Source organism: Micromonospora sp. NPDC005686, assembly GCF_042871665.1.
Lineage (GTDB): Bacteria > Actinomycetota > Actinomycetes > Mycobacteriales > Micromonosporaceae > Micromonospora.
Window position 1 is genome coordinate 415,156 of sequence record NZ_JBIAIY010000001.1, and the last position, 23,324, is coordinate 438,479.

General features: G+C 72.1%; 23 protein-coding genes. 10 read left to right on the plus strand and 13 right to left on the minus strand.

Features of this window, described 5'->3' with window-relative positions:
- Positions 1-262 precede the first annotated feature (262 nt).
- On the plus strand, positions 263-1,477 hold the full coding sequence (thrS, locus tag ACFYON_RS01885) for a threonine--tRNA ligase (RefSeq protein ID WP_354864804.1): 1,215 nt from the start codon (positions 263-265) through the stop codon (positions 1,475-1,477).
- Between the two features lie 70 nt (positions 1,478-1,547).
- On the opposite strand, the gene ACFYON_RS01890 is transcribed toward thrS, so the two are convergent.
- From ACFYON_RS01890 to ACFYON_RS01905, 4 genes are read right to left on the minus strand one after another with little or no spacing between them, the layout of a single operon-like run.
- A complete protein-coding gene (locus ACFYON_RS01890) occupies positions 1,548-3,602 on the minus strand; it encodes an ABC transporter ATP-binding protein (RefSeq protein WP_355014891.1) in 2,055 nt (684 codons plus the stop codon).
- Positions 3,599-5,332, minus strand: a complete 1,734-nt coding sequence (locus tag ACFYON_RS01895; RefSeq protein WP_355014892.1) for an ABC transporter ATP-binding protein — start codon at positions 5,330-5,332, stop codon at positions 3,599-3,601. The genes ACFYON_RS01890 and ACFYON_RS01895 overlap by 4 nt, the downstream gene beginning before the upstream one ends.
- A complete protein-coding gene (locus tag ACFYON_RS01900) occupies positions 5,326-5,850 on the minus strand; it encodes a MarR family transcriptional regulator (protein ID WP_355014893.1) in 525 nt (174 codons plus the stop codon). The genes ACFYON_RS01895 and ACFYON_RS01900 overlap by 7 nt, the downstream gene beginning before the upstream one ends.
- 55 nt (positions 5,851-5,905) lie before the next feature.
- Positions 5,906-6,421: a MarR family transcriptional regulator gene (locus ACFYON_RS01905; RefSeq protein ID WP_354864812.1), complete on the minus strand. Its 516-nt coding sequence runs from the start codon at positions 6,419-6,421 to the stop codon at positions 5,906-5,908.
- 54 nt (positions 6,422-6,475) lie between these two features.
- On the opposite strand from ACFYON_RS01905, the gene ACFYON_RS01910 reads away from it, so the two are divergent.
- The gene (locus tag ACFYON_RS01910; protein WP_354864814.1) at positions 6,476-8,098 is read left to right on the plus strand and encodes a DHA2 family efflux MFS transporter permease subunit; all 1,623 of its coding nucleotides are present in this window, start codon (positions 6,476-6,478) and stop codon (positions 8,096-8,098) included.
- A gap of 48 nt (positions 8,099-8,146) precedes the next feature.
- Here the strand turns inward: ACFYON_RS01910 and ACFYON_RS01915 are convergent, their stop codons facing one another.
- Positions 8,147-8,590, minus strand: a complete 444-nt coding sequence (locus tag ACFYON_RS01915) for a DoxX family membrane protein (RefSeq protein WP_354864815.1) — start codon at positions 8,588-8,590, stop codon at positions 8,147-8,149.
- Between the two features lie 87 nt (positions 8,591-8,677).
- On the opposite strand from ACFYON_RS01915, the gene ACFYON_RS01920 reads away from it, so the two are divergent.
- Positions 8,678-9,217, plus strand: coding sequence for a TetR/AcrR family transcriptional regulator (locus ACFYON_RS01920; RefSeq protein ID WP_354864817.1), 540 nt, complete (start codon positions 8,678-8,680; stop codon positions 9,215-9,217).
- Positions 9,218-9,229: 12 nt separating this feature from the next.
- Here the strand turns inward: ACFYON_RS01920 and ACFYON_RS01925 are convergent, their stop codons facing one another.
- Both ACFYON_RS01925 and ACFYON_RS01930 read right to left on the minus strand, forming a co-directional pair.
- Positions 9,230-10,669: a GuaB1 family IMP dehydrogenase-related protein gene (locus tag ACFYON_RS01925; RefSeq protein ID WP_354864819.1), complete on the minus strand. Its 1,440-nt coding sequence runs from the start codon at positions 10,667-10,669 to the stop codon at positions 9,230-9,232.
- Positions 10,670-10,739: 70 nt separating this feature from the next.
- Positions 10,740-12,491: a biotin carboxylase N-terminal domain-containing protein gene (locus ACFYON_RS01930; RefSeq protein WP_354864821.1), complete on the minus strand. Its 1,752-nt coding sequence runs from the start codon at positions 12,489-12,491 to the stop codon at positions 10,740-10,742.
- A 133-nt stretch (positions 12,492-12,624) separates the two neighbouring features.
- Between ACFYON_RS01930 and ACFYON_RS01935 the strand changes: the two genes are divergently transcribed.
- From ACFYON_RS01935 to ACFYON_RS01955, 5 genes are all read left to right on the plus strand, one after another.
- Positions 12,625-13,215 carry a PadR family transcriptional regulator gene (locus tag ACFYON_RS01935; protein ID WP_354865270.1) on the plus strand — a complete coding sequence of 197 codons (591 nt, stop codon included), beginning with the start codon at positions 12,625-12,627 and terminating at the stop codon, positions 13,213-13,215.
- 128 nt (positions 13,216-13,343) lie between these two features.
- Positions 13,344-14,303 (plus strand): ATP-binding cassette domain-containing protein, encoded by a 960-nt coding sequence (locus tag ACFYON_RS01940; RefSeq protein WP_354864823.1) that lies wholly within the window; start codon positions 13,344-13,346, stop codon positions 14,301-14,303.
- A 17-nt stretch (positions 14,304-14,320) separates the two neighbouring features.
- On the plus strand, positions 14,321-15,076 hold the full coding sequence (locus ACFYON_RS01945) for an ABC transporter permease (RefSeq protein ID WP_355047183.1): 756 nt from the start codon (positions 14,321-14,323) through the stop codon (positions 15,074-15,076).
- A gap of 62 nt (positions 15,077-15,138) precedes the next feature.
- Positions 15,139-15,795 (plus strand): MFS transporter, encoded by a 657-nt coding sequence (locus tag ACFYON_RS01950; protein ID WP_355094252.1) that lies wholly within the window; start codon positions 15,139-15,141, stop codon positions 15,793-15,795.
- A 136-nt stretch (positions 15,796-15,931) separates the two neighbouring features.
- Positions 15,932-16,282: a hypothetical protein gene (locus ACFYON_RS01955; protein ID WP_355094254.1), complete on the plus strand. Its 351-nt coding sequence runs from the start codon at positions 15,932-15,934 to the stop codon at positions 16,280-16,282.
- A 13-nt stretch (positions 16,283-16,295) separates the two neighbouring features.
- On the opposite strand, the gene ACFYON_RS01960 is transcribed toward ACFYON_RS01955, so the two are convergent.
- The 6 genes from ACFYON_RS01960 to ACFYON_RS01985 form a co-directional block, all read right to left on the minus strand.
- Positions 16,296-16,949 carry an O-methyltransferase gene (locus tag ACFYON_RS01960; protein ID WP_354864829.1) on the minus strand — a complete coding sequence of 218 codons (654 nt, stop codon included), beginning with the start codon at positions 16,947-16,949 and terminating at the stop codon, positions 16,296-16,298.
- Between the two features lie 9 nt (positions 16,950-16,958).
- A complete protein-coding gene (locus ACFYON_RS01965; protein WP_355014894.1) occupies positions 16,959-17,615 on the minus strand; it encodes a Maf family protein in 657 nt (218 codons plus the stop codon).
- 10 nt (positions 17,616-17,625) lie between these two features.
- Positions 17,626-18,744, minus strand: coding sequence for a S8 family serine peptidase (locus tag ACFYON_RS01970; RefSeq protein WP_387189041.1), 1,119 nt, complete (start codon positions 18,742-18,744; stop codon positions 17,626-17,628).
- Between the two features lie 14 nt (positions 18,745-18,758).
- Positions 18,759-20,123, minus strand: a complete 1,365-nt coding sequence (locus ACFYON_RS01975; protein ID WP_387188889.1) for a hypothetical protein — start codon at positions 20,121-20,123, stop codon at positions 18,759-18,761.
- On the minus strand, positions 20,120-20,572 hold the full coding sequence (locus ACFYON_RS01980) for a hypothetical protein (RefSeq protein WP_355014895.1): 453 nt from the start codon (positions 20,570-20,572) through the stop codon (positions 20,120-20,122). The genes ACFYON_RS01975 and ACFYON_RS01980 overlap by 4 nt, the downstream gene beginning before the upstream one ends.
- 103 nt (positions 20,573-20,675) lie before the next feature.
- The gene (locus ACFYON_RS01985) at positions 20,676-20,888 is read right to left on the minus strand and encodes an acyl-CoA carboxylase subunit epsilon (protein ID WP_355014896.1); all 213 of its coding nucleotides are present in this window, start codon (positions 20,886-20,888) and stop codon (positions 20,676-20,678) included.
- Between the two features lie 91 nt (positions 20,889-20,979).
- Here ACFYON_RS01985 and ACFYON_RS01990 point away from each other — a divergent pair, with 91 nt between their 5' ends.
- Both ACFYON_RS01990 and ACFYON_RS01995 read left to right on the plus strand, forming a co-directional pair.
- Complete coding sequence (locus tag ACFYON_RS01990) at positions 20,980-22,968, plus strand: protein kinase (RefSeq protein WP_355014897.1); 1,989 nt, start codon at positions 20,980-20,982, stop codon at positions 22,966-22,968.
- Between the two features lie 87 nt (positions 22,969-23,055).
- Entirely contained in the window at positions 23,056-23,268 is a 213-nt protein-coding gene (locus tag ACFYON_RS01995; protein WP_354864841.1) for a hypothetical protein, read from the plus strand.
- Positions 23,269-23,324 lie beyond the last annotated feature (56 nt).

The following is a 23,324-nucleotide window of genomic DNA, read 5'->3' on the forward strand; positions in this document are numbered from 1 at the left end:
CCCCCCCGCCGCCCCCGCCCCCCCCCCCCCCCCCCCCCCCCCCCCCCCCCCCCCCCCCCGCTCTCCGTAATTCAGGTGCGCCATCGACGCCCGCGCGTCTAGCGTCGGGGCATGTGCAGCGCGGTAGTGACGACGACGCCGGGTGTTCCCGGCGTGCCGCACTGACGTTTCCGTCGACGAGGCCCCGGGGCGATCCGCTCCGGGGCCTCGCGGCGTTCCGGGCCTGCTCGCCTCCGGGTCGTACCCGATCAAGGAGAGCGACATGATCGACCACCGCAGGCTCGGCCGGGAGTTGGAGCTGTTCGTCTCCGACCCGCTCGCGGGCGCCGGACTGCCGATCTGGCTGCCGGCCGGCGCCGCCGCCCGGCACGCCGTCGAGGAGTACGTGCGGGAACTGGAGCGCCGGGCCGGCTACCGGCACGTCTACTCGCCGCCGCTGGGCAAACGGGAGCTGTTCGAGCTGTCCGGGCACCTGGGCTACTTCGCCGACGACATGTTCCCGCCGATGCGGCTGAGCGCCGACGACGAGTTCGTGCTGCGTCCGGCCTTGTGCCCGCACCACGCGCTGGTGTTCCGGGCCCGCGGGCGCTCCTACCGGGAGCTGCCGCTGCGGGTCGCCGAACTGGGCGGGATGTACCGGGCCGAGCGCTCCGGGGTGCTCGGCGGGCTGTCCCGCGTACGAGCCATCTCGCTCAACGACGCGCACAACTTCTGCGCGCTGGAGCAGGTCGGCGACGAGGTCCGCGAGATCCTGCGGCTGATCGGGGAGGCGCACGCCGCGCTCGGCGTCCGTCCCGCCGGGTTCCGGTTGTCGCTGCGCGGGCCGGGCCGTCGGTACGTGGGCGACGACGCCGGCTGGGCGCGGGCCGAGGAACTGCTCCGCGCCGCGCTCGACGGGGTGGACGTCGTCGAGGCGCCGGGCGAGGCCGCGTTCTACGGGCCGAAGATCGACATTGAGATCGTGGACGCGGCGGGCCGCGAGTCGACCATCTCCACCGTGCAGCTCGACTTCGACAAGCCGGAGCGGTTCGACCTGTCGTACACCGACTCGGACGGCCGCCGGAAACGGCCGGTGATGGTGCACCGCAGCCTCGTCGGCAGCATGGAGCGGCTGTTCGCGTACCTGATCGAGGTGCACCAGGGCGCGTTCCCGGCCTGGTACGCCCCGGTGCAGTTGCTGCTGCTGCCGGTGGACGCGGCGCAGGCCGACGCGGCCGTCGCGCTGGCCCGCCGGGCCGAGGCGGCCGGGCTGCGGGCCGAAGTCGACCACGCCGGTTCGCTCGGTGCCCGGATCCGGGACGCGTCCCGCCGCCGCGTCCCGTACACCGGGGTCCTCGGCCCCCGGGAGGCGGCCGACGGCTCGGTCTCGCTGCGCCTGCGCGCCGGCCGGGTGCTCGACCCGATGCCCGCCGCCGAGGCGCTGGGCCTGATCGGCGCGGTGGTCGCGAGCCGGTCGGCGGGGCTGCTGCCGGCCTGACTCCGGCCCGTCCGGGTGCCGGGAAGGCACCCGGACGGGGACCGGCGCCGGGCCGGTCGCCGGGTCCACGTCAGTTCCCGACCGGCGTGCCGGCGCCGGCGCGGATCCCGCTCGACGGACCGGGCGGGGTGGGCGCCGGGATCTCGTCCTCGATCACCGCGCCGGTGAACTGCGCCCGGTAGAGCCGGGCGTACGCGCCGCCGGCGGCGACGAGCTGGTCGTGGGTGCCCTGCTCGACGATCCGGCCCTGCTCCATCATGAGGATCAGGTCGGCGTCGCGGATGGTGGAGAGCCGGTGCGCGATGACGAAGCTCGTCCGGTCCGAGCGCAGCGCCGCCATGGCGCGCTGGAGCAGCACCTCGGTCCGGGTGTCCACCGAGCTGGTCGCCTCGTCCAGGATCAGCAGCGACGGCTCGGCCAGGAACGCGCGGGCGATGGTGATGAGCTGCTTCTCCCCGGCGCTGACGTTGCTGCCCTCCTCGTCGATCACCGTGTCGTAGCCGTCCGGTAGGCTGCGGACGAACCGGTCCACGAACGTCGCCCCGGCGGCGGCGAGGATCTCCTCCTCGGTGGCGTCGGGGCGGCCGTAGGCGATGTTGTCCCGGATGGTGCCGCCGAACAGCCAGGTGTCCTGGAGCACCATGCCGATCCGGCCACGGAGTTCGTCGCGGCGCATCGTGGCGATGTCCACCCCGTCCAGCGTGATCCGCCCGGCGTCCAGCTCGTAGAACCGCATGACCAGGTTGACCAGCGTGGTCTTGCCGGCGCCGGTGGGACCGACGATGGCCACCGTGTGGCCCGGCTCGGCGACCAGCGACAGGTCGTCGATGAGCGGCTTCTCCGGGTCGTACCGGAAGGAGACGTGCTCGAACTCGACCCGCCCGTGCGGGTCGGCGATCCGGGCCGGCTCGGCCGGGTCGGGGCTCTGCTCGTCGGCGTCGAGCACCGCGAAGACCCGCTCGGCCGAGGCCACCCCGGACTGCAGCAGGTTGGCCATCGACGCGACCTGGGTGAGTGGCTGGGTGAACTGCCGCGAGTACTGGATGAACGCCTGCACGTCACCGAGGCTCATCGAGCCCGACGCCACCCGCAGACCGCCGACCACGGCGATCGCGACGTAGCTGAGGTTCCCGATGAAGAACATCGCCGGCATGATCAGCCCGGAGACGAACTGCGCGCCGAAGCCGGCCCGGAACAGCTCCTCGTTCTTGGCGTGGAAAGCGGCCTCGACCTCCTTTTGCCGGCCGAAGACCTTCACCAGCTCGTGCCCGGTGTACGCCTCCTCGATCTGGCCGTTCAGCTCGCCCGTGTGCTTCCACTGGGCGATGAACTTGCCCTGCGACCGCTTGGCGATCTGGCCGGTGACCACCACCGACAGCGGCACCGCGACGAGCGCGACGACCGCCAGCAGCGGTGAGATCCAGAACATCATCCCGAGTACGCCGACGACGGTGAGCAGCGACGTGAGCAACTGGCTCAGCGTCTGCTGGAGCGTCTGCGACACGTTGTCGATGTCGTTCGTGACCCGGCTCAGCAGCTCACCGCGGGGCTGCTTGTCGAAGTAGGGCAGCGGCAGCCGGGTGAGCTTGTCCTCCACGTCGGCGCGCAACGTCAGCACGGTGTGCTGCACGATCCCGTTCAGCACCCAGCCCTGTGCCCACTGGAGGATGCCGGCGCCGACGTAGAGCGCGACGGCGAACGCCAGCACCCGGCCCAGTGCGGAGAAGTCGATGCCGAGGCCGGGGATCACGTCCATCCGGGCCAGCATGTCGGCGAAGTTGCCGTTGCCCTGGGCGCGGGCCGCCTCCGCCGCCGCCTCGGTGGTGGTGCCGGCCGGCAACTGCCGCCCGATCACCCCGCTGAAGATGATGTCGGTGGCGTGGCCGAGCACCTTCGGCCCGATGACGCTGAGCCCGACGCTGGCCAGGGCCAGCGCGAGCACGCCGGTGAGCTGGAGCCGGTACGGCCGCAGCCGCCCCAGCAGCCGGCGCGCCGACGGCCCGAAGTTCATCGCCTTCTCGGCCGGCATGCCCATGCTCATGTGCGGTGGGCCACCGCCGGGACGCCGCCCGGCCGGAGGTAGTCGTGTGGGTTCGTTCTTCTGCTGCGGAACCGACGAGGTCATGCGGCCACCTCCGCCGTCTGCTGCGACGCGACGATCTCGGCGTACGTGGGGCAGCTCTCCAGCAGTTCCTCATGTCGTCCCATCCCGACGACACCCCCGTCCTCGAGCACGATGATCTGGTCGGCGTCGATGATCGTGGAGACCCGCTGGGCCACGATGACCACCGCCGCGTCCGCGGTGACCGGCTTGAGGGCGGCCCGCAGCCGGGCGTCCGTGCCGAGGTCGAGCGCGGAGAAGGAGTCGTCGAAGAGGTAGATCTCCGGCTTGCGGACGAGCGCGCGGGCGATGGCCAGGCGTTGCCGCTGGCCGCCGGAGACGTTGGTGCCGCCCTGCGCGATCGGCGCCTCCAGCCCGCCCGGCATCTCGGCGACGAAGTCACGCGCCTGGGCGATCTCCAGGGCGGCCCACAGTTCGGCGTCGCTGGCGTCCGGGTTGCCGTAGCGCAGGTTGCTGGCGACGGTGCCGGTGAACAGGTAGGGCCGCTGGGGCACCAGCCCGATCCGCCGCCACAGCTCGTCCGGGGCCAGCTCTCGTACGTCCACGCCGTCGACCAGGACCGCGCCGGCGGTCGGGTCGACCAGGCGGGGGATGAGCGTCAGCAGCGTGGTCTTGCCGGCGCCGGTGGATCCGATGATCGCCGTGGTCCGGCCCGGGTGGGCACGGAACGAGATGTCGTGCAGCACCGGCGCGGTCGCGCCCGGGTACTGGAATCCGGCGCCACGCAACTCCAACTCGCCCCGGCCGGTGACCTCGGTGACCGGGTCGGCCGCCGGCACCACCGACGAGTCGGTGTCGAGCACCTCCTCGATGCGCTCGGCGCAGACCGCCGCCCGGGGCACCATCATCAGCATGAAGGTGGCCATCATGACCGCCATCAGGATCTGCATGAGGTATTGCAGGAACGCGGTGAGCGCGCCGACCTGGATCTGGCCGGAGTCGACACGTTCCGCGCCGAACCAGAGCACCGCGACGCTGGAGACGTTCAGCACCAGCATCACGATCGGGAAGATCAGCGCCTGGAGCCGCCCGATCCGCAGCGCGGTGGCGGTCAGGTCGGTGTTCGCGACCCGGAACCGGTCGGTCTCGTACGGCTCCCGTACGAACGCCCGGACCACCCGGATGCCGGTGATCTGCTCGCGCAGCACCCGGTTGACGGTGTCGATCCGGGTCTGCATGAGCCGGAAGCCCGGAACCATCCGGCGGATGATCAGGCCCAGCGCGACGGCCAGCACCGGTACGCAGACCAGCATCAGCCAGGAGAGCCCGACGTCCTCGCGCAGCGCCATCACCACGCCGCCGACGCTCATGATCGGCGCGGCCACCAGCATGGTGCAGCTCAGCAGCACCAGCATCTGCACCTGCTGGACGTCGTTCGTGTTGCGGGTGATCAGAGACGGCGCACCGAACCGGGCGACCTCGCGGGCGGAGAAGCTGTTGACGCGCCGGAAGATGGAGCCGCGTACGTCGCGGCCGAACGCCATGGCGGTCTTCGCGCCGAAATAGACGGCGGCGATCGAGCAGGCGATCTGGAGCAGGCTGACCAGCAGCATCCACCCGCCCGTACGCACGATCTGGTCGGTGTCGCCGACCGCGACGCCCCGGTCGATGATGTCGGCGTTCAGGCTCGGCAGGTAGAGCGAGGCGATGGTGCCGACGAACTGGAACGCCACCACGGCGGCCAGCCATCGTCGGTACGGGTGCAGATGTGTGCGGAGCAGGCGGATCAACACGGATGGCTCCCCGTCGGCGGCTCGGTGTCGGACTCGCTGTCCCGGTCCAACCGACGGAGGTCCCCGTCGGACATGCCGGTGATGATTTCGATCAGGAACTGGCGGATCACCGCCCGGTTGGCCGGGTCGGCGTCGACCGACGTCAACGGCCGGTCGCTGTGGATCATGTCGATGACGGTGCGGGCGTGCTCGCCGCCCTTGTCGGTCAGGGCGAGCCGGACCGTGCGGCGGTCCTCCGGGGCGCGGCGGCGGCTGACGAAGCCGTCGCGTTCCAGCGTGTCGGCGATGCCGGTGAGCGTGGCGGGCCGGACGAAGCACAGCTCGGCCATTTCCCGGTGGCTCACCTCGCCGGCCCGCAGGAGGATCATCAGGACCCGCATGCCGGCGGACGTGAGCCCGTGTTCGGCGAGGTAACGCCCCCAGTGCTGTTCCACGACGTGACCGGCGATCGAGATCAGCCGGCCGAGGGGCGCGTGGTGCAGAGCGTCGGGGAAGCGGACGAGCGGGCCCGTGTTCACGAGCGTCAGATTAGCTCCCGAATCATCAGGGCCCAAACTATTTCTGAGAGTCTCCTCAGTCGCGGTCGGCGCGGGCCCGGGACGGCTCGTCCGGCGCGGTGGCGACGTACTCCCGCATCACCTCGGTGACCTCGCGCAGGAACGCCGTGGCGGCCTCGGCCTGCTCCGGGGTGAGCCGGGCGACCGCCCGGTCGACGCCGACGAGCATCGGGCGCAGCGCCTCCAGCACCTCGCCGACGGCGCTCTCGGTCACCTGGAGGCTGAGCCGCCTCCTGTCGTGCGGGTGCGGCGTCCGGGCGACGTGACCGGCCTGCACGAGCCGGTCGACGAGCGTGGTCGCCGAGGCGGACCGGATGCCGAGGCGGTTGCCCAGTTCTACCGGGCCCAGTGGCTCCGGGCTGGAGACCAGGTGGTCGATCGCCGCGGCGTCGGTGGCGTTGAGGCCCAGGCGGCGGGCCAGCGCGGCCCGGGTGTCACCCGCGATCCGCAGCGCGTCGCGCAGCGCCCGGGACGTCTCGCTGCTCGGCGGCGCGGCCGGCGTCGGTTCCCCGCTTGACGGCACCTCCTCCATGGGATAAAGCTAGCATCTCAGGTAGCTAGAGAATCTAGCTAAAGGGAGGGCGCAATGCGCGGCGACGGGCGCGGACGCTGGTTCGGGCTGCTGGCCATCAGCCTCGGCGTAGCGATGATCATCGTGGACGCGACCATCGTGAACGTCGCGGTGCCGCAGATCATCCGGGACCTCGACATCACCTCCTCCGACGCGCAGTGGGTGCAGGAGGCGTACACCCTGGTCTTCGCCGCGTTGCTGCTGGTCGCCGGCCGCTTCGCCGACCGGTCCGGGCGGCGGCGGATGTTCCTCGTCGGCGTCACCGTGTTCGTGGTCGCCAGCGTCCTCGCGGCGCTCGCCGGCTCCGGCGAGACGCTCATCGCCTCCCGGGTGCTCCAGGGCATCGGCGGGGCGATGATGCTGCCCACCTCGCTCTCCCTGCTCAACGCCAACTTCACCGGCCGGGAGAAGGGCATCGCGTTCGCCGTCTGGGGATCCACGATCGGTGGCGCGGCGGCGCTCGGGCCGCTGCTCGGCGGCTGGCTCACCACCACGTACTCCTGGCGGTGGGCCTTCGGCATCAACGTCCCGGTCAGCCTGGCCGTGATCGTGGCGACGCTCGTGCTCGTGGCCGAGTCCCGCGACGAGCAGGCCGAGCGCGGCCTGGACCTGCCCGGCGCGCTGCTGTCGGTGGTCGGCATGACCGGCGTGGTCTTCGCCCTGATCGAGGGCCGCACCTACGGCTGGTGGGAGCGGGAGCGGCCGTTCAGCCTGTTCGGGCTGGACTGGACCGCGTCGATCTCGCCGGTGCCGGTGGCCGCGCTGGTCGGTCTCGTCGCGCTCGGGATCTTTCTGGCCCAGCAGGTACGTCGCAACCGGGCCGGCCGTCCGGCGCTGCTCGACCTGTCGCTGTTCGGCATCGGCTCGTTCCGCAACGGCATCCTGGCCGCCGCGATCGTCAGCCTGGGCGAGTTCGGCCTGCTGTTCGCGCTGCCGCTCTGGTTCCAGAACGTGCTCGGCTACAGCGCCTTCCGGACCGGCCTGGCGCTGCTGCCGCTCGCGGTCGGCAGCTTCCTGGCCAGCGGCATCGGGGCGCCGCTGACGCAGCGCTGGGGCGCGGCCCGGGTGGTCCAGCTCGGCGTCGCCGCCGAGCTGGTCGGCGTGGCCGGGCTCGGGTTCGTGGTCGCGCCGGACACCAGCTGGTGGGCGCCCCTGGGCTTCCTCTTCGTGTACGGCGTCGGCGTCGGCCTGGCCACCGCCCAGCTCACCGGCGTCTCCCTGTCGCAGGTGCCGCTACGCCGCAGTGGCCAGGGCTCGGGCCTGCAGAGCACCGCCCGGCAGGTCGGCTCCGCGCTCGGCATCGCGGTGCTCGGCACCGTCCTCTTCGCCGGCCTCGGCGGGATCCTCGGCGACCGCCTGGCCGACCAGCCCGGACTCACCCCCGCCCAGCGGGACCAGGTGGTGAGCGCGGTCAAGGAGAGCGCCGGCGCGGCGATCGGCGGGCTGGAGGCGGACCCGCGTACCGCGCCGATCGCCGAGGAGGCGAAGGCGGCGTTCTCCGAGGCCACCCGGTACGCGGCCTTCGCGGGCGCCGGGTTCCTGCTGATCGGCCTGGTCGCCTGCCTGCGCCTGCCGACCGTGCGCCACGAGGGGACCGGGGACTCCCCGCCCGCCGAGGCGGAGCCGGTCGGCGCCTGAGCCGCGTCCCGCCGGCCCGCCGGTCTCGTCCGGCGGGTAGGCGGCGGGTCACCCGCCCAGGGCCACCGCCAGCGCGGCGGCCACGAAGACGACCTGGAGCAGGGTACGGACGCCGATCGGCGTCACCGGGCGGCCGGCGAGCGTGAGTCCGCGCCGCGCCGCCGACACGTTCGCCGGGAACATGGCGAGCATCAGCACCGCCAGCCCGGCCGCCGCCGGACGCGCGGTGGCCGGGAACAGCAGAGCGAGCGCGCCGGCGAGTTCCAGCACGCCGGTGACGGTGACCAGCAGGCCGGGCCGGGGCAGCGACGGCGGGACCATCGCGATCAGGTCGGCTCGGCGGGACGCGAAGTGGGCCACGCCGGTCAGCACGAACATCAGCGCCAGCCCCACCCGCAGCGCGGGGTGCCACCCGTCCAGGGCGTCCGCGCCGAGCAGGCCGGCGAGCCGGGCCAGCGCGGTGCCGGCGAGGAGTGTGATCAGCGGTGCCATGGGTCAGTCCCTCCGACGCAGGATCTTGTCGGTGACAAGATTGCGCCGACGGGCACCATCTTGTCAATGACAAGTTAGGGTGGCGGCATGGCCTCGTATCACCACGGCGACCTCCGCCGCGTCCTGCTGAGCACCGCCGCCGAGGCGATCGCCGAGTCCGGGCCGGCCGCGCTGAGCCTGCGTGAGCTGGCCCGGCGGGCCGGGGTCTCACACGCCGCGCCCGCGCACCACTTCGGCGACAAGGCGGGGCTGCTCACCGCGTTCGCCACCCAGGGCTTCGACCTGCTCGCCGACGCGCTCCGGCGGGCCGGCGACGACCTGCTCGACACCGGGGTGGCGTACGTCGGGTTCGCGGTGCGGCACCGCGCGCACTTCGACGTCATGTTCCGGCCCGAGCTGTACCGGGCCGACGATCCGGAGCTGATCGCCGCCCGCGCCCGGTCGGGCGAGTTGCTGCGCGGCGGGGTGGCCCGGCACACCGGGCGGGAGCCGGACGCGGACGCGCTGGCCGCCTGGTCGATCGTGCACGGCTTCGCCACGCTCTGGCTCTCCGGCGCGCTGCCGCCACGGGTGGGCGACGACCCGGAGGCCGCCGCCCGTACCGTGATCAGGCGGTTGTTCAGCTGAGGCGGGCCGGCGTCACCAGCTCGTCGGCAGCGGCATCCCCTCGGTGTACCCGGCGGCGCTCTGCACGCCGACGAGCGCCCGCTCGTGGAACTCCTCCAGACTGCGTGCGCCCGCGTACGTGAACGCGCTGCGCACGCCGGAGATGATCTCGTCGATCAGGTCCTCGACGCCGGGCCGGCTCGGGTCCAGATACATCCGGGCCGAGGAGATGCCCTCCTCGAAGATCGCCTTCCGGGCCCTGTCGAACGCGCTGTCCTCGGCCGTACGAGCGCTCACCGCACGCGACGACGCCATGCCGAAGCTCTCCTTGTAACGCCGCCCGTCGGCGTCCGTGTAGAGATCACCGGGGGACTCGTAGGTGCCGGCGAACCAGGAGCCGATCATCACGTTCGAGGCGCCCGCCGCGAGCGCCAGCGCCACGTCCCGCGGGTGGCGTACGCCGCCGTCGGCCCAGACGTGCCGCCCCAGCGAACGGGCCGCCGCGGCGCAGTCCAGCACCGCGGAGAACTGCGGGCGGCCCACCCCGGTCATCATCCGCGTGGTGCACATCGCGCCCGGCCCGACGCCCACCTTCACGATGTCCGCGCCCGCGTCGACCAGGTCCCGTACCCCGTCGGCGGTCACCACGTTCCCGGCCGCCACCGGCACCGGCGGGTCCAGCCGGCGGACCGCCCGCAGCGCCTGGAGCATCCGCTCCTGGTGCCCGTGCGCGGTGTCCACGACCAGCGTGTCCACGCCCGCCTCCAGCAGGGCGGCGGCCTTGCCCGTGACGTCGCCGTTGATGCCCACGGCGGCCGCGATCCGCAGCCGCCCCCTGTCGTCCACGGCCGGGGTGTAGAGCGTGGCGCGCAACGCGCCCTGCCGGGTCAGCACTCCGACCAGACGGCCGTCGCCGTCCACCACCGGCGCGATCCGGCGCCGGCCCGCCGACAACCGGTCGAACCCGGTACGCGGATCCGCGTCCGCCGGGACGGTGTGCAGCTCGGTCGACATCACGTGCCGGAGCTGGGCGAAGCGGTCCACCCCGACGGTGTCCGCCTCGGTCACCACGCCCATCGGCCGCCCGTCCGCGTCGACCACCACCACCGCGCCGTGCGAGCGCTTCGGCAGCAGGTGGATGGCGTCGCCGACGGTCTCGGTCGGGCCGAGGGTGATCGCGGTGTCGTGCACCAGGTGCCGCTGCTTGACCCAGCCGACCACGTCGGCGACGACCTCGATCGGGATGTCCTGCGGGATCACCGTCACCGCGCCGCGTCGCGCCACCGTCTCGGCCATCCGCCGGCCCGCGACGGCTGTCATGTTCGACACCACGAGCGGGATCGTGGTGCCGGTCCCGTCGGTGGTGGCCAGGTCGACGTCGAGCCGGGAGCCCACCTCGGAACGGTTGGGCGCCATGAAGACGTCGTTGTAGGTCAGGTCGTGCGCGGGGACCGCGCCGTGAAGGAACCGCACCCGGCCATCATTCCCGCCCGGGCGCGGTCCCGCCGCCGGTGGTGGTTCAGACCACCCTCGGCCCGCGCCGTCAGGCGATGGTGCAGATCGCCGCGCCGGAGGTGATCACGGCGCCGACCTCGGCGGCGAGCCCGCTCACCGTGCCGGCCTTGTGCGCGTGCAGCGGCTGTTCCATCTTCATCGCCTCCAGCACCACGACCAGGTCGCCCTCGGCCACCTCGTCGCCGTCGGCCACCGCGATCTTCACGATCGTGCCCTGCATCGGGGAGGTGAGCGCGTCACCGCTGACGGCGGCGCCCGCCTTGCCCCCGCCGCCCCGACGGGCCGGCTTCTTCGCGGCGGGCGCGGCTGCCGCCGTACCCGCGCCGAGCCCGGCGGGAAGGACGACCTCCAGCCGCTTGCCGCCCACCTCGACCACGACGGTCTCGCGCGCGGCCGGCTCGTCGGTGGCGCCGGCGGTGGCGGTGAAGGCCGGTACGGTGTTGTCCCACTCGGTCTCGATCCACCGGGTGTGCACGGTGAACGGCTCGGCGGCGAACGCCTCGTCGCGGATCACCAGGCGGTGGAAGGGCAGCGCGGTGGCCATGCCGTCGACCACCATCTCGTCCAGCGCCCGGCGGGCCCGCTCCAGCGCCTCGGCGCGCGTCTCGCCGACGATGATCACCTTGGCCAGCAGCGAGTCGAAGTTGCCGCCGATCACGTCGCCGGCCGAGATGCCGGTGTCCACCCGCACGCCCGGCCCGGAGGGCAGCCGCAGCGCGGTGACGGTGCCCGGGGCGGGCAGGAAGTTGCGGCCCGGGTCCTCGCCGTTGATCCGGAACTCGATGGCGTGACCGCGCGGCGCCGGGTCCTCGGTGAAGCGCAGCTTCTCCCCGTCGGCGATGCGGAACTGCTCGCGCACCAGGTCGATGCCGGCGGTCTCCTCGGTGACCGGGTGCTCGACCTGGAGCCGGGTGTTGACCTCCAGGAACGAGATCGTGCCGTCCGCGCCGACCAGGTATTCGACGGTGCCGGCGCCGTGGTAGCCGGCCTCCCGGCAGATGGCCTTGGCGCTGTCGTGGATCTGGGCGCGCTGGGCGGCGGTGAGGAACGGCGCGGGCGCCTCCTCGACCAGCTTCTGGTGCCGGCGCTGGAGCGAGCAGTCCCGGGTGCCCACCACGATCACGTTGCCGTGCTGGTCGGCCAGCACCTGCGCCTCGACGTGGCGCGGCTTGTCCAGGTAGCGCTCGACGAAGCACTCACCCCGGCCGAAGGCGGCGACCGCCTCGCGGGTGGCCGACTCGAACAGGTGCGGGATCTCCTCCATGGTGCGGGCGACCTTCAGGCCGCGCCCGCCACCGCCGAAGGCGGCCTTGATGGCGACCGGCAGGCCGTGGTCGACGGCGAACGCCATCACCTCGTCCGCGTTGGCCACCGGGTCCGGGGTGCCGGGCACCAGCGGCGCGCCGGCACGCTGCGCGATGTGCCGGGCGGTGACCTTGTCGCCCAGGTCGCGGATCGCCTGCGGGGTGGGGCCGATCCAGGTCAGCCCGGCGTCGATGACGGCCTGGGCGAAGTCGGCGTTCTCGGAGAGGAAGCCGTAGCCGGGGTGCACCGCGTCCGCGCCGGAGCGGGCCGCCACGTCGATCAGCTTGTCGATGCGCAGGTAACTGTCGGCGGCGGTGTCGCCGCCGAGCGCGTACGCCTCGTCGGCGAGCGTGGCGTGCAGGGCGTCCCGATCGGAGTCCGCGTAGACGGCGACGCTGGCCAGTCCGGCGTCGCGACAGGCGCGGATGACGCGGACGGCGATCTCGCCGCGGTTGGCGATGAGAACCTTGCGCACCTTGGGGCTCCTCCCGGGAGGTCGTTGCCGGGAGTTTAGCGGCCGAGCTGCGGGGCCTAACGATCGCTCAGTGTGGGATGTGGCACTGTAGTCAAACTTGCCTATTACGCTTGCGTCCGTGTCGGCGACGCGGATGATGATTCTCGGTCTGGTCAGGTGGATGCAGCCGGTGCACGGCTACGACGTGCGCCGTGAGCTGCTCAGTTGGAGCGCGGACAAGTGGGCGAACGTGCAACCGGGCTCGATCTACCACGCGCTGCGCAAGCTCACCGACGAGGGCCTGCTGCGGACCGTCTCGGTCGAGCAGGTGGGCGCCCGTCCGGCGCGCACCACGTACGAGGTGACGCCGAAGGGGGAGGACGAGTTCGAGACGCTGCTGCGGGCCCAGTGGTGGCAGGTCCACGAGTCGCCGGACCCGTTCGTGGCGGCGTTCTCGTTCCTGCCGGCGATGCCCCGCGAGGAGGCCGCGGCGGCGCTGCGCAACCGGGCGAACCTGCTGCGCGCCGGGGTGGAGTCGATGCGTGCCTCGCTCGACTCGGACTGGGTGCGCACCCGCAAGCCGGTGCACGTCGGGTGGATGTTCGAGCTGTGGCTGGCCCGCGCCGAGGCGGAGACGGCCTGGTGCGAGCGGATCGCGGAGCGGATCGAGTCCGGAGTGTCGTACCTGCCCGATGGGATGGAACGAGCGGAGGGCTGGTCGGGTTGGACCGACGGATCGCAGTGACACGACATAATCAACGTTGACCAAAGAAGCTATATCGCGTTAGCCTCGGCGAGGATCGCGGGGGATTCGTGCGTCCTCCGCGGACGATCGGCGGCCACTCCGGTCCGCCCGGACGACCAGGAGCAGAGATGATCGAGACCAGGGGGCTGCGGAAGTCGTACCGCTCCCGCGAGGGTCGCCAGACGAAGACCGTGGACGCGGTCCGCGGCGTCGACCTCGACGTCGCCGCGGGGGAGATCTTCGGCTTCCTCGGGCCCAACGGCGCCGGCAAGACCACCACGCTGCGGATGCTCGCCACCCTCATCGAGCCGGACGGCGGCCAGGCCACGGTGGCCGGCGCCGACCTGCGCAAGGACCCGGCCGAGGTGCGCCGCCGGATCGGGTACGTGGCCCAGGGCGGCAGCACCTGGGACGAGTCGACCGCCCGCGAGGAGCTGGTGCTCCAGGCCCGCCTCTACGGCATCGGCAAGGCCGAGGCGCACCGCCGTGCCGAGCGCGCGCTGGAAGCCTTCCAGCTCACCGAGTACGCCGACCGCAAGTGCAAGACCTACTCCGGCGGGCAGCGCCGGCGCGTCGAGATCGCGCTCGGCATCATCCACGAGCCGAAGATCGTCTTCCTGGACGAGCCGACCACCGGCCTCGACCCGCAGAGCCGCGCGCACATGTGGGACGAGATCCGCCGGCTGCGTACCGAGGGGATGACCGTCTTCATCACCACGCACTACCTGGACGAGGCGGACGCGCTCTGCGACCGCATCGCGATCATGGACCACGGCGAGGTGGTCGCGGAGGGCACACCGGCCGAGCTGAAGCGGGAGATCTCCGGCGAGGTGGTGATCGTCGGCCTGGACGCGCCGAGCACCCCGCGCGCCGCCGAACTGCTCGACACCGAGGAGTACGTGAGCAAGCTGGAGACAGTCGACGAGGGCGGCCTGCGTCTCTACGTCGACGAGGGCGCGACCGCCATCCCGCAGGTGCTGCGCCGTCTCGACCACGCCGGGCTGGACCTGCGCTCGATCGAGCTGCACCGACCCAGCCTCGACGACGTCTTCCTCACCAAGACCGGCCGCTCGCTGCGCGAGTCCTGACCCCCGGAGAAGCTGCCATGAAACTCGCCCGCGACACCTGGCTGATCTTCCAGCGCCAGACGCTGCTGCTCCTGCGCAACCCGGTGTGGATCTTCGTCGGCGTCTTCCAGCCGGTGATGTACCTGCTCCTGTTCGCCCCGCTGCTCAAGCCCGCGCTGAACGCGCCCACCCAGGCCGCCGCGTACAAGATCTTCGTGCCCGGCCTGCTCGTGCTGCTCGCCATCTTCGGCGGCCTGTTCCAGGGCTTCGGCCTGATCGCCGAGCTGCGCGCCGGCGTGATCGAGCGTTCCCGGGTCACCCCGGTCAGCCGGCTCGCCCTGCTGCTCGGCCGCTCGCTGCGCGACGTGGTCTCGCTCCTCGTGCAGGCGGTCATCATCACGCTGCTGGCGCTCGCGTTCGACCTGCGCGTGTTCATCGGCAACCTGCTGCTGGCGTACCTGATGCTCGCCCTCATCGCGCTGATGACCTCGGCCGTCTCCTACGGCATCGCGCTCAAGGTCAAGAGCGAGGACGCGCTCGCCCCGCTGATGAACACCGTCGCGCAGCCGGTGCTGCTGCTCTCCGGCATCCTGCTGCCGCTCACCTTCGCGCCCGGCTGGCTCCAGGGCGTGGCCAAGTGGAACCCGTTCTCCTGGGCGGTCGAGGGCACCCGCGCGCTGTTCAACGGCGACCTCGGCAACGACCGGGTCTGGCAGGGCCTCGGCATCATCGCGGTGCTCGCCGCCGCCGGTGTGTTCTGGGCCGCCCGCCAGTTCGCCCGCAGCGTCCGCTGAGCAGGGGAGACCTACCTCTCAGCAGGGGCGGGGCATCGGCCGGGCGCGCGTAGCGTGGGCCGGTGCCTCGCCTCACCCGTGACCGCATCACCTGGCTGACCTACGCCCAGCTCGGTCTGTGGGGCTTCTTCCTCTACGGGTTCGGCCCGGTCGTACCCCTGCTCCGCGACGAACAGGGCACCGGCGCCGCCGTCGCCGGCCTGCACAGCACCGGCATCGCGGTGGGCGCGCTCGCCGGCGGCGCGTTGTTCGCCCCGGTCGCCCGCCGGCTCGGGCGCGGCCCGGCCATCTGGCTCGGCCTCGCCGGTGTGGCCGCGGGTGCCGCAGCGCTCGGCCTGCTCCGCCCGCTGCCGGCCACCATCGTCGCCGTAGCTGTCGTCGCCACCGCCGGCATGCTCGTCATCAGCGGCGTCAACGTGGTGCTCACCGCCCGGCACGGACCCGCCGCGCCCGCAGCGCTCACCGAGGCCAACGCCGCCTGCGCCGGCATGGGCATCCTGGCGCCGCTCGTCATCGGCGCCAGCGTCGGTGCCGGCCTCGGCTGGCGACCGCTGATGGCCGTCGAGGTCGGCCTGATCACGCTGGTCGCGCTCGCCACCCTGGCCTTCCGGGTACGCGAGCCGCGACGCGCCCCCGCTGTCGCGGCTGCCGGCGTCCCCGTCCCCGTGGCCGGCTCCACCCGGGTGGGTACCCGCAGTCCCCGCATCCGGGGCGTCTGACGCCGCTCTGCCCGCTTCTCCCGTGCCCGCTTCTCCCGTGCCCGCCTCGGCCGTGCCCGCTTCGGAGGTGCCCGCCTCCGGGGCGCGTTCGGCGTCGGGGCGGTTGCCGCGCGCGTACTGGATCGCCTGGGTTCTGATGTCCGTCACCGGGTCGATCGAGGTCTGCCTGTCCCTGTGGACGGCCGACGTGCTGCGGACCCATGCCGGGCTGAGCGCGGGCGGGGCGTCGGCGGCGGTCGCCGCGATCGTCTGCGGCATGTTCGCCGGCCGGCTCGCGGTCGCCGGTCCGGCCGCGGACAAGGCGGCGGGCTGGTCCGCGTACTCGATGGGTGTGGGTTTCGGGATCGCGCCGGTGGCGCTCGGGTGGGTGGCCGACGGTGTCGGCCCGCACCCGGCGTTCCTGCTGCTGCCCGCGTTCATCGCGGTGGCGGTGCTGCTCACCGTGCGGCTTGGCCGTGCCCTGCGCCCGGCGGCCCTACCGGCCTGAGAGCCGCAGGGCTTCAGCGCACCCGGGCGAGCGTGACCCCGTCGGCGATCGGCAGCATGACCGCCTCCACACGCACATCAGCGACGACCGTGTCGTTGAAGGCGGCGATCGCCCGGTCGTCGGCGTTGGACGGGGCCAGGACCCGGCCGTCGCGCAGCGTGTTGTCGACGGCGATCAGCGCGCCGGGACGCATCCGGGGCACCAGTTCGTCCCAGTAGACCGGGTAGCCGACCTTGTCCGCGTCGATGAACGCGAAGTCCAGGTAACGCTCGCGGGGCAGCTCCCGCAGCGTGTCCGCGGCCGGACCGATGCGCAGCTCGATCCGGTCCTGCACACCCGCGCGCTCCCAGTAGCGCCGGGCCACGCCCGTGTACTCCTCGGAGATGTCGAAGCAGGTCAGCCGGCCGCCCTCGGCCAGCCCTCGGGCGATCGCCAGCGAGGAGAGGCCGGTGAACGTGCCCACCTCGACCGCCTGCCGTACGCCGAGGAGCCGGGTCAGGAACGTCAGGAACGCAGCCTGTTCCGGCGCGACCTGCATGACCGCCTCGGCCGGCAGGGCCGCCCGGGTCTCCTCGGCCAGCTCCCGGACGATCTCGTCCGGCGTGGACCCGTGGGCCACCAGGTAGGCGTGCAGTTCGGGGGTGAGCGGCAGCGTCTTCGTGGTCATGTCCGGACGTTAGCCGAGATGTTCGATCTCCTGGCCCCCGGGCGCGACCTTCGTCCATAGGTCGACGATGCTCAGCTCCACCTCGGCGAGCAGCCGGCGCAGCAGCGGCAGGGACAACCCCACCACCGCGCCCGGGTCACCCTCGATCCCGGTCAGGAACGCCCCACCCAGCCCGTCGATGGTGAACGCGCCGGCCACCGCCAGCGGCTCGCCCGTCGCCACGTACGCGGCGATCTCGTCGTCGCTGATGTCGGCGAAGTGCACGGTGGTCGAGGCGACCCCCTCGGCGCGGGACTCGTGAGTCACGTCGATCAGGCAGTGCCCGGTGTGCAGGACGCCGCTTCGCCCGCGCATACGTTGCCACCGCCGGGTGGCGTCCGCCGCGTCATCAGGCTTGCCGAGGATTTCGCCGTCGAAGGCGAGCACCGAGTCGCAGCCGAGCACCAGCGTGCGCCCGTCCGCCGAGGGCCGCAGCCGATCGCGTACCGCCTGCGCCTTCAACCGGGCCAGTTCCAGGCACAGATCCTCGGCCCGATCGCTCACCACCTGCGACTCGTCCACGCCGCTCACCAGCACGTCGGGCTCGATTCCGGCCGCCTGGAGCAACTTGCGGCGGGCGGGGGACTGCGAGGCGAGCACGAGGCGCACCGGTACGGAGGTCGACACCCCGACGACGCTACCGGCTGACCCTCGGCGGCGGGTCGTCGGCACGTCGGCGCCGACGCCAGAACAGGTACCCGCCGCCCGCTGCCACCAGCACACCCAGGGTGGCGAGCCCGCGTACGGTCGCGCTGCTGTCGTCGCCCTTGTCCGGGGCTGCCTCCGCCGATGCCGGTGGCGTGACGTTCGAGGACTCGAAGCCGAGCGGGGGGACGTCGGCGGTGAGCGCGGCGACTAGGTCGATCACGCCGTAGCCGTACTGGTCGTCGCGGCCGGGTGGTCCCTTGTCGACGGCGGTGGCGGTCAGCCGATGGGCGACTTCCGCGGCGGGGAGGTCGGGGTACTTGGAGCGAATGAGAGCAGCAGCCCCGGCAACGATCGCGGTTGCGCTGGAGGTCCCGGTGCCCTTCGAGTACTTGCCGCCGTAGCTCGTGCTGTAGATATCGACAGCAGGAGCAACTACATCAATCTTGGGGCCGCTCACCGAAACGGAGGCATGTTCGCCGGTGCGGTCAACCCCTCCAACTGCGATCACGCCTGATTCGCTGGCCGGATATCCAACGTATCCGTCTTCGGGCTCATTTCCGGCGGCCGCAACGATTACAATATCGGCCAATAAAGCCGCACGTATTGCTCGAACTAGCGCAGGGCTCGATACGCCGCTGCTGGAAATGCTGATGACGGTCGCGTGGTGGGCGATAGCAAATTCAATGCCTGCCGCCAGATCATCCGGTTGTCCAGTGTTGTTCGACCCAGACGACTGGATGGGAAGGATTTTCGCTCGTGGGGCAATCCCAAGCGCTCCTGTCCCATCGCCCTGGCCATGAGCGGCGATTAGGCCAGCCATGCCTGTGCCATGACTATTTCTGTCATCGCGACCGTCCCCGGTTGCGCCCGGGAGTGTGGTAGTGCCAGCTAGCAGGTTGTTGCGGAGGTCTGGATGAGGGAAAACGCCCGTATCGGGGACCGCAACAAGCACTCCGTCGCCTTGGGTAATCGAATTTGCGACGCCTGATTTCAAGTAGCGAAGATGCCACTGGTCCGCTCTTATCTGGTTCCCGGGATCAGAATCCGATTGACGCTGAATCTGATGTCCTGGCGCGGCGACAACCAAGACTGAGAGAGCCGCTGCAATTGATCGCGTTACGCTCACCGGTTGAAGCCGATTGCTGGACCTGGGTCTATCGGTCCACCCTCGTCCGGGGGAAGCATAACTGGATCGACGCCTTGGCTCGTCTCCCAAGGGTGGTCGGCGTCCCAAACCGGCTTACTCCCGCTGTCGGGATCCCGTCGGCTCCTAGAGTTAGGGTCGGCAGATGCCGAGGGGGAGCCGCCAATCGGGAAAGGGCCGTGGCCAACTCCGGGCTGAGTGCTCCGTCCAGTTCCCGGCCTAGATCCTGCGGCGCCGCTGGGAGCCGTGCCTGCTCCGCCTCCGCCGATTACTCCACCCACCGGGTTAACTCGCCGGGGAGAGCTCGGTGCGGGTTGGCTGATGCCTTGGCTGGGGGGCACTCCTACAAACCCATTAGGCAAGGCTCGGCGCCCAGCGCTACCTGAAGGTGGGCGAGATGTCCCCACGTCATTTATGGGAGGGCTCGGATGTGCTGGCGCCGCCGGGCGGTTGGTCGAGCTCCGCCCAAAGTTTGTCGTTGATGGAACGCCGATCTGCCCTCCACTACCAGCCGGGGGGTGGGGTGCTTGGTTGACTGGCGGCGCTGGCGCCAGCGGCGGTGGCGCCGTTCCCGGTCCAGCCCCTCCCAATATCGGTCCAACGTTGCTTGAAGGTGTCGTCGGCGGCTTGACTGCTGATGAGGAGATCGGTGATGGCTTGGTGAGTGACCGTCGCGGTGAGGTCGAAACTTGGACTGGCGCAACCGGTGGGATGATCGGTGGAGCCTCGCCATAGGCATCGGGATCGTTGATCTGGCGGCCTGGCCGGACCGGTGTGGGTGGGCGCTGGAGCATGACCTGGGCTTGCTGGAGTTCGCCGCTCAACCCCGTCATCAACCCGCGCGCCCGTACGTTCAACTGCTCCAGATCGTCGTCGGTCACCGGCGGCCGCTCCGGCAACCGGCTGCCCGCCACCGCCTTCGTGTCGGCGATCGTCGCCTCGTACGCCTGCTTCTGCCGCAGCTTCTTCTCGTACTCCTCGTGCAGTGGTTGCAGCTCGGCCCGCGCGCTGCCGATGGCGCGGGCGGCTGCTGCCAGCGCGTCGTAGTTCGCGGCTGCGGCGTCGTGGGTGCGCTGCACGCGGTCGATGAGCTGGTCGAGTTCGGCGATGTACGCCCGCGCGGCGCCGTTGGTCTCCGGCGGCCACGCCTCGGCCAGGCCGCGCCGGTATTCCCGCAGGCGACTCAGGTGGGTCAGCGCGAGGTCGCAGACCTTGCGCCAGCCGGCCACCTGCTTCCACTGGCCGGCGGTGTCCTGGTCCTGCACACACGCCCACATGCTGAGGACGTCCATCAGCCGCCAGTCGGTCAGCCCGGAGGTGCGCCCGCTGCCCCGTTCGATCACGGCAGGTTCACCCGGCCCTGCTCGGGGGCGGTGGGGTCGGCAAGCGGTGGCATCGGGCGGGCGACGGTGCTGGACGGCCCGGCGAGTGCTCGCTCCACGTCGGCCACGCGGGCGGAGGAGAACGCGTCGGCGTCGCCGTAGCGAGCGGCGATCCGTCCGGCGGCGTCGGCGAGCCGGCCGGTCGCCGGTGCGAGGTCCCATACGGCGCTGACCGCCGCCGTCTGAGTGTCGTGGTGGGCTTGGAGGAACTGGACCAGCTCGATGAAGGCGTCGGCCGGGTTGGGCACCGGGGCCTTCATGTCGTCGGCGATGTAGGACAGGTGCGGCGAGTAGTTGCGTGTCACCTCGTCCTGGAGGCGGCCGGCGAACTCCCGCATCTGTCGGATGTCGGCCTCGATGCCGCCGTAGCCGCGTAGCCAGCCAGCCGGACGGTTGTCCTCCGGGATCATCGAGCCTCCTGCCCGTCACCACACGGTTTCCCTGAGTGAGGTTAATGGCTCGACGTGGATCCCGGCAGCCCCACACGGGTTGCCGGGCGGACGGAACGGGACGTCAGCGGGGCAAGCCGGAGGCCCGCCACGCGCCGGGGCCGGCGATCGGGCCGGCCGGCGCGGGCCGCGCGCTGTGCGCCCAGTGCGACACGGGGGCCGGCGCGGCGGCCTGGGCCGGGCGGGTGCGCACCACGATCGCGCCGACCAGAGCGGCCAGCTCCTCGGCGGTGGGCACGCCACGGACGATGCGGAACAGCGGCTCCTCGGCAGGCATGACCCAAGGGTACGCGTCGTGAATTCGATCTTCGCCGTACAGTGGCGTGCCGACGGTGTGAGCGTCGCAGCCGCCGGGTACGGTTTCTGCGATGTCGAACGCGCTCCCCCAACTCGTCGCAGACCGATACCGGCTTCTCACGCCGCTCGGTCAAGGCGGCATGGGCCGCGTCTGGAAGGCGCGGGACGAGGTGCTGCACCGGGACGTGGCCATCAAGGAACTGGTCCCGCCACCCGGTCTCACTCCGGACGAGCGCCGCGAGATGCGCGAGCGCTCGTTGCGTGAGGCGCGGGCGATCGCCCGCCTCAACAACGTCAACGTGGTCCGCATCTTCGACGTGCTGCGCACCGACGGCGATCCGTGGATCGTCATGGAGTACGTGGCGTCGAAGTCGTTGCAGGACACCATCGCCGAGGACGGCCCGGTCACCCCGGCCAAGGCGGTCGAGATCGGCCTCGGCGTGCTGAACGCGTTGAACGCCGCGCACAAGGCCGGCGTCATGCACCGCGACGTCAAGCCGGGCAACGTGCTGCTCGGCGAGGACGGCCGCGTGGTGCTGACCGACTTCGGCCTGGCCACCATCCCCGGCGACCCGAACGTGACACGCACCGGCATGGTGCTGGGCTCGCCCGCGTACATCTCTCCGGAGCGCGCCCGCGAAGGCACGGCCGGCCCGGAGGCCGACCTCTGGTCGCTCGGCGCCACGCTCTACGCCGCTGTCGAGGGCAAGTCGCCGTACGCGCGTCCGTCGGCGATCGCCACGCTGGCCGCGCTCGCCACCGAGCCGATGCCGCCGCCGCGCAACGCCGGGCCGCTGAAGCCGCTCCTCCAGGGCCTGCTGCGCAAGGACCCGGAGGAGCGGATCACCGCCGAGGTGGCGGAGCGCATGCTGCGCAAGGCCGGAGGGCGACGGGCCAAGAGCATCTCGCTGCTGGACGGCGTACGCCGGCCGGGGCCGAACGGTCCGCGTGTGCCGCGTCCGCCGCTGGTGCCCGCGCCGCGCCCGGCCGACCAGGCCGAACGCGCGGCGAGCGCCGCGTCCGGCGTCGCCGCGACCGGGGGTACGGCGGCAGTCGCCGACCCGGCAGCTGAGGCGCCGGCGCCCACTTCGGACGCCGGGCCCACGGCGAAGGTGACCCCGCCGCCCGCCGACCCGACGGCGAAGCTCGATCCGGCCCCCTCGGCCGACGAGACGCTTGTGGACGACGGGGCCCGGGTGGACGGCGTGGACCCGGCGCTTGACGAGACGCGGCTCGACGGCGAGCCGGTCACCGGCACTCCGGTGCCGGTCAGCCCGGCCACGTCCGGCTCCGCGCCGGTCGGCCCGGCTTCCGCCGATCCGGCGCCGTCGACCGGCCGGGCCACCGTGCTGCCGGTCGAGAAGTCCGCGCCCAACCGGCGCAACCTGCTGATCGGCGCGCTGGTCCTGCTGCTGCTCGTCGGCCTGGTGGTGGCCGTGCCGCTGCTGAACAACGGTGACGACGGCGACGGCGGTGAACCGACGGCCGGCACCTCGGCGTCGGCGGCGCCGCCGCCCGCGCCGAGCGAGAGCGCGTCGCCGAGCGCCCCGGCGACCAGTGCGTCGGCCAGCCCCACGCCGTCGGCCAGCCCGTCGGCGTCCGGGGTTGCGTTGCCGGCCGGCTGGCGTCTCTACACCGGCCCGAACGGCTTCAAGGTGCCGATCCCGGAGAACTTCCAGGCGCGGGTCGGCGGGGACAACGTCGTGCTCTACGAGGTCGGCGGTGCCCGGCGCGTGCTGTTCATCCAGTGGACGCCGAACCCGAAGGACGACGCGTACACCGACTGGAAGGGCCAGGAGCCGTACCGCGCCTCCCGCGTCCGGGACTACAAGCTGGTCGGCATCACCAAGTGCGACCCCTACTTCCGCACCTGCGCCGACTGGGACTGGCTGGAGACGCGCAACGGCGACACCCGCTTCCACGTGCGCAACCGTGGTGTGGCGACGGCCAGCAACCGGGGCTTCGCGCTGCGCTGGGAGGTGCCCGCGAAGGACTGGGACGCCAACCTGGCGAACTGGGAGATCATCACCAAGGGCTTCGTGCCGGACCGCCGGAACTGACCGGAATCCCACCGGTCACGAAACTCGCTGGCATGGCTTTCCGTCCTCGGGGGTATGAATTCCTCCAACGACGGAAGGAGGCGCGACATGGGTTACCGACGGAGGTACACCGGCCCGCGGCTGGCACTGTGGATGCTCGTTGCGCTCGGCGACGTCGTACTGCTCCTGGTCGCCGCCGGCCTGTCCGCGCCGGTCGCGGTCCTCGGCGTGCTGACGCTCACGGTCGCCGGTGTGGCGGCGTGGCGCCTGACGCGCCGCACGCCGGTGCCCGTCCCGGCCACCGCGCGCCGCAGAGCCTGACCCGGGTACGACGACAGCGGGACCGCCTCGTGAAGAGGCGGTCCCACTTGTGTCGC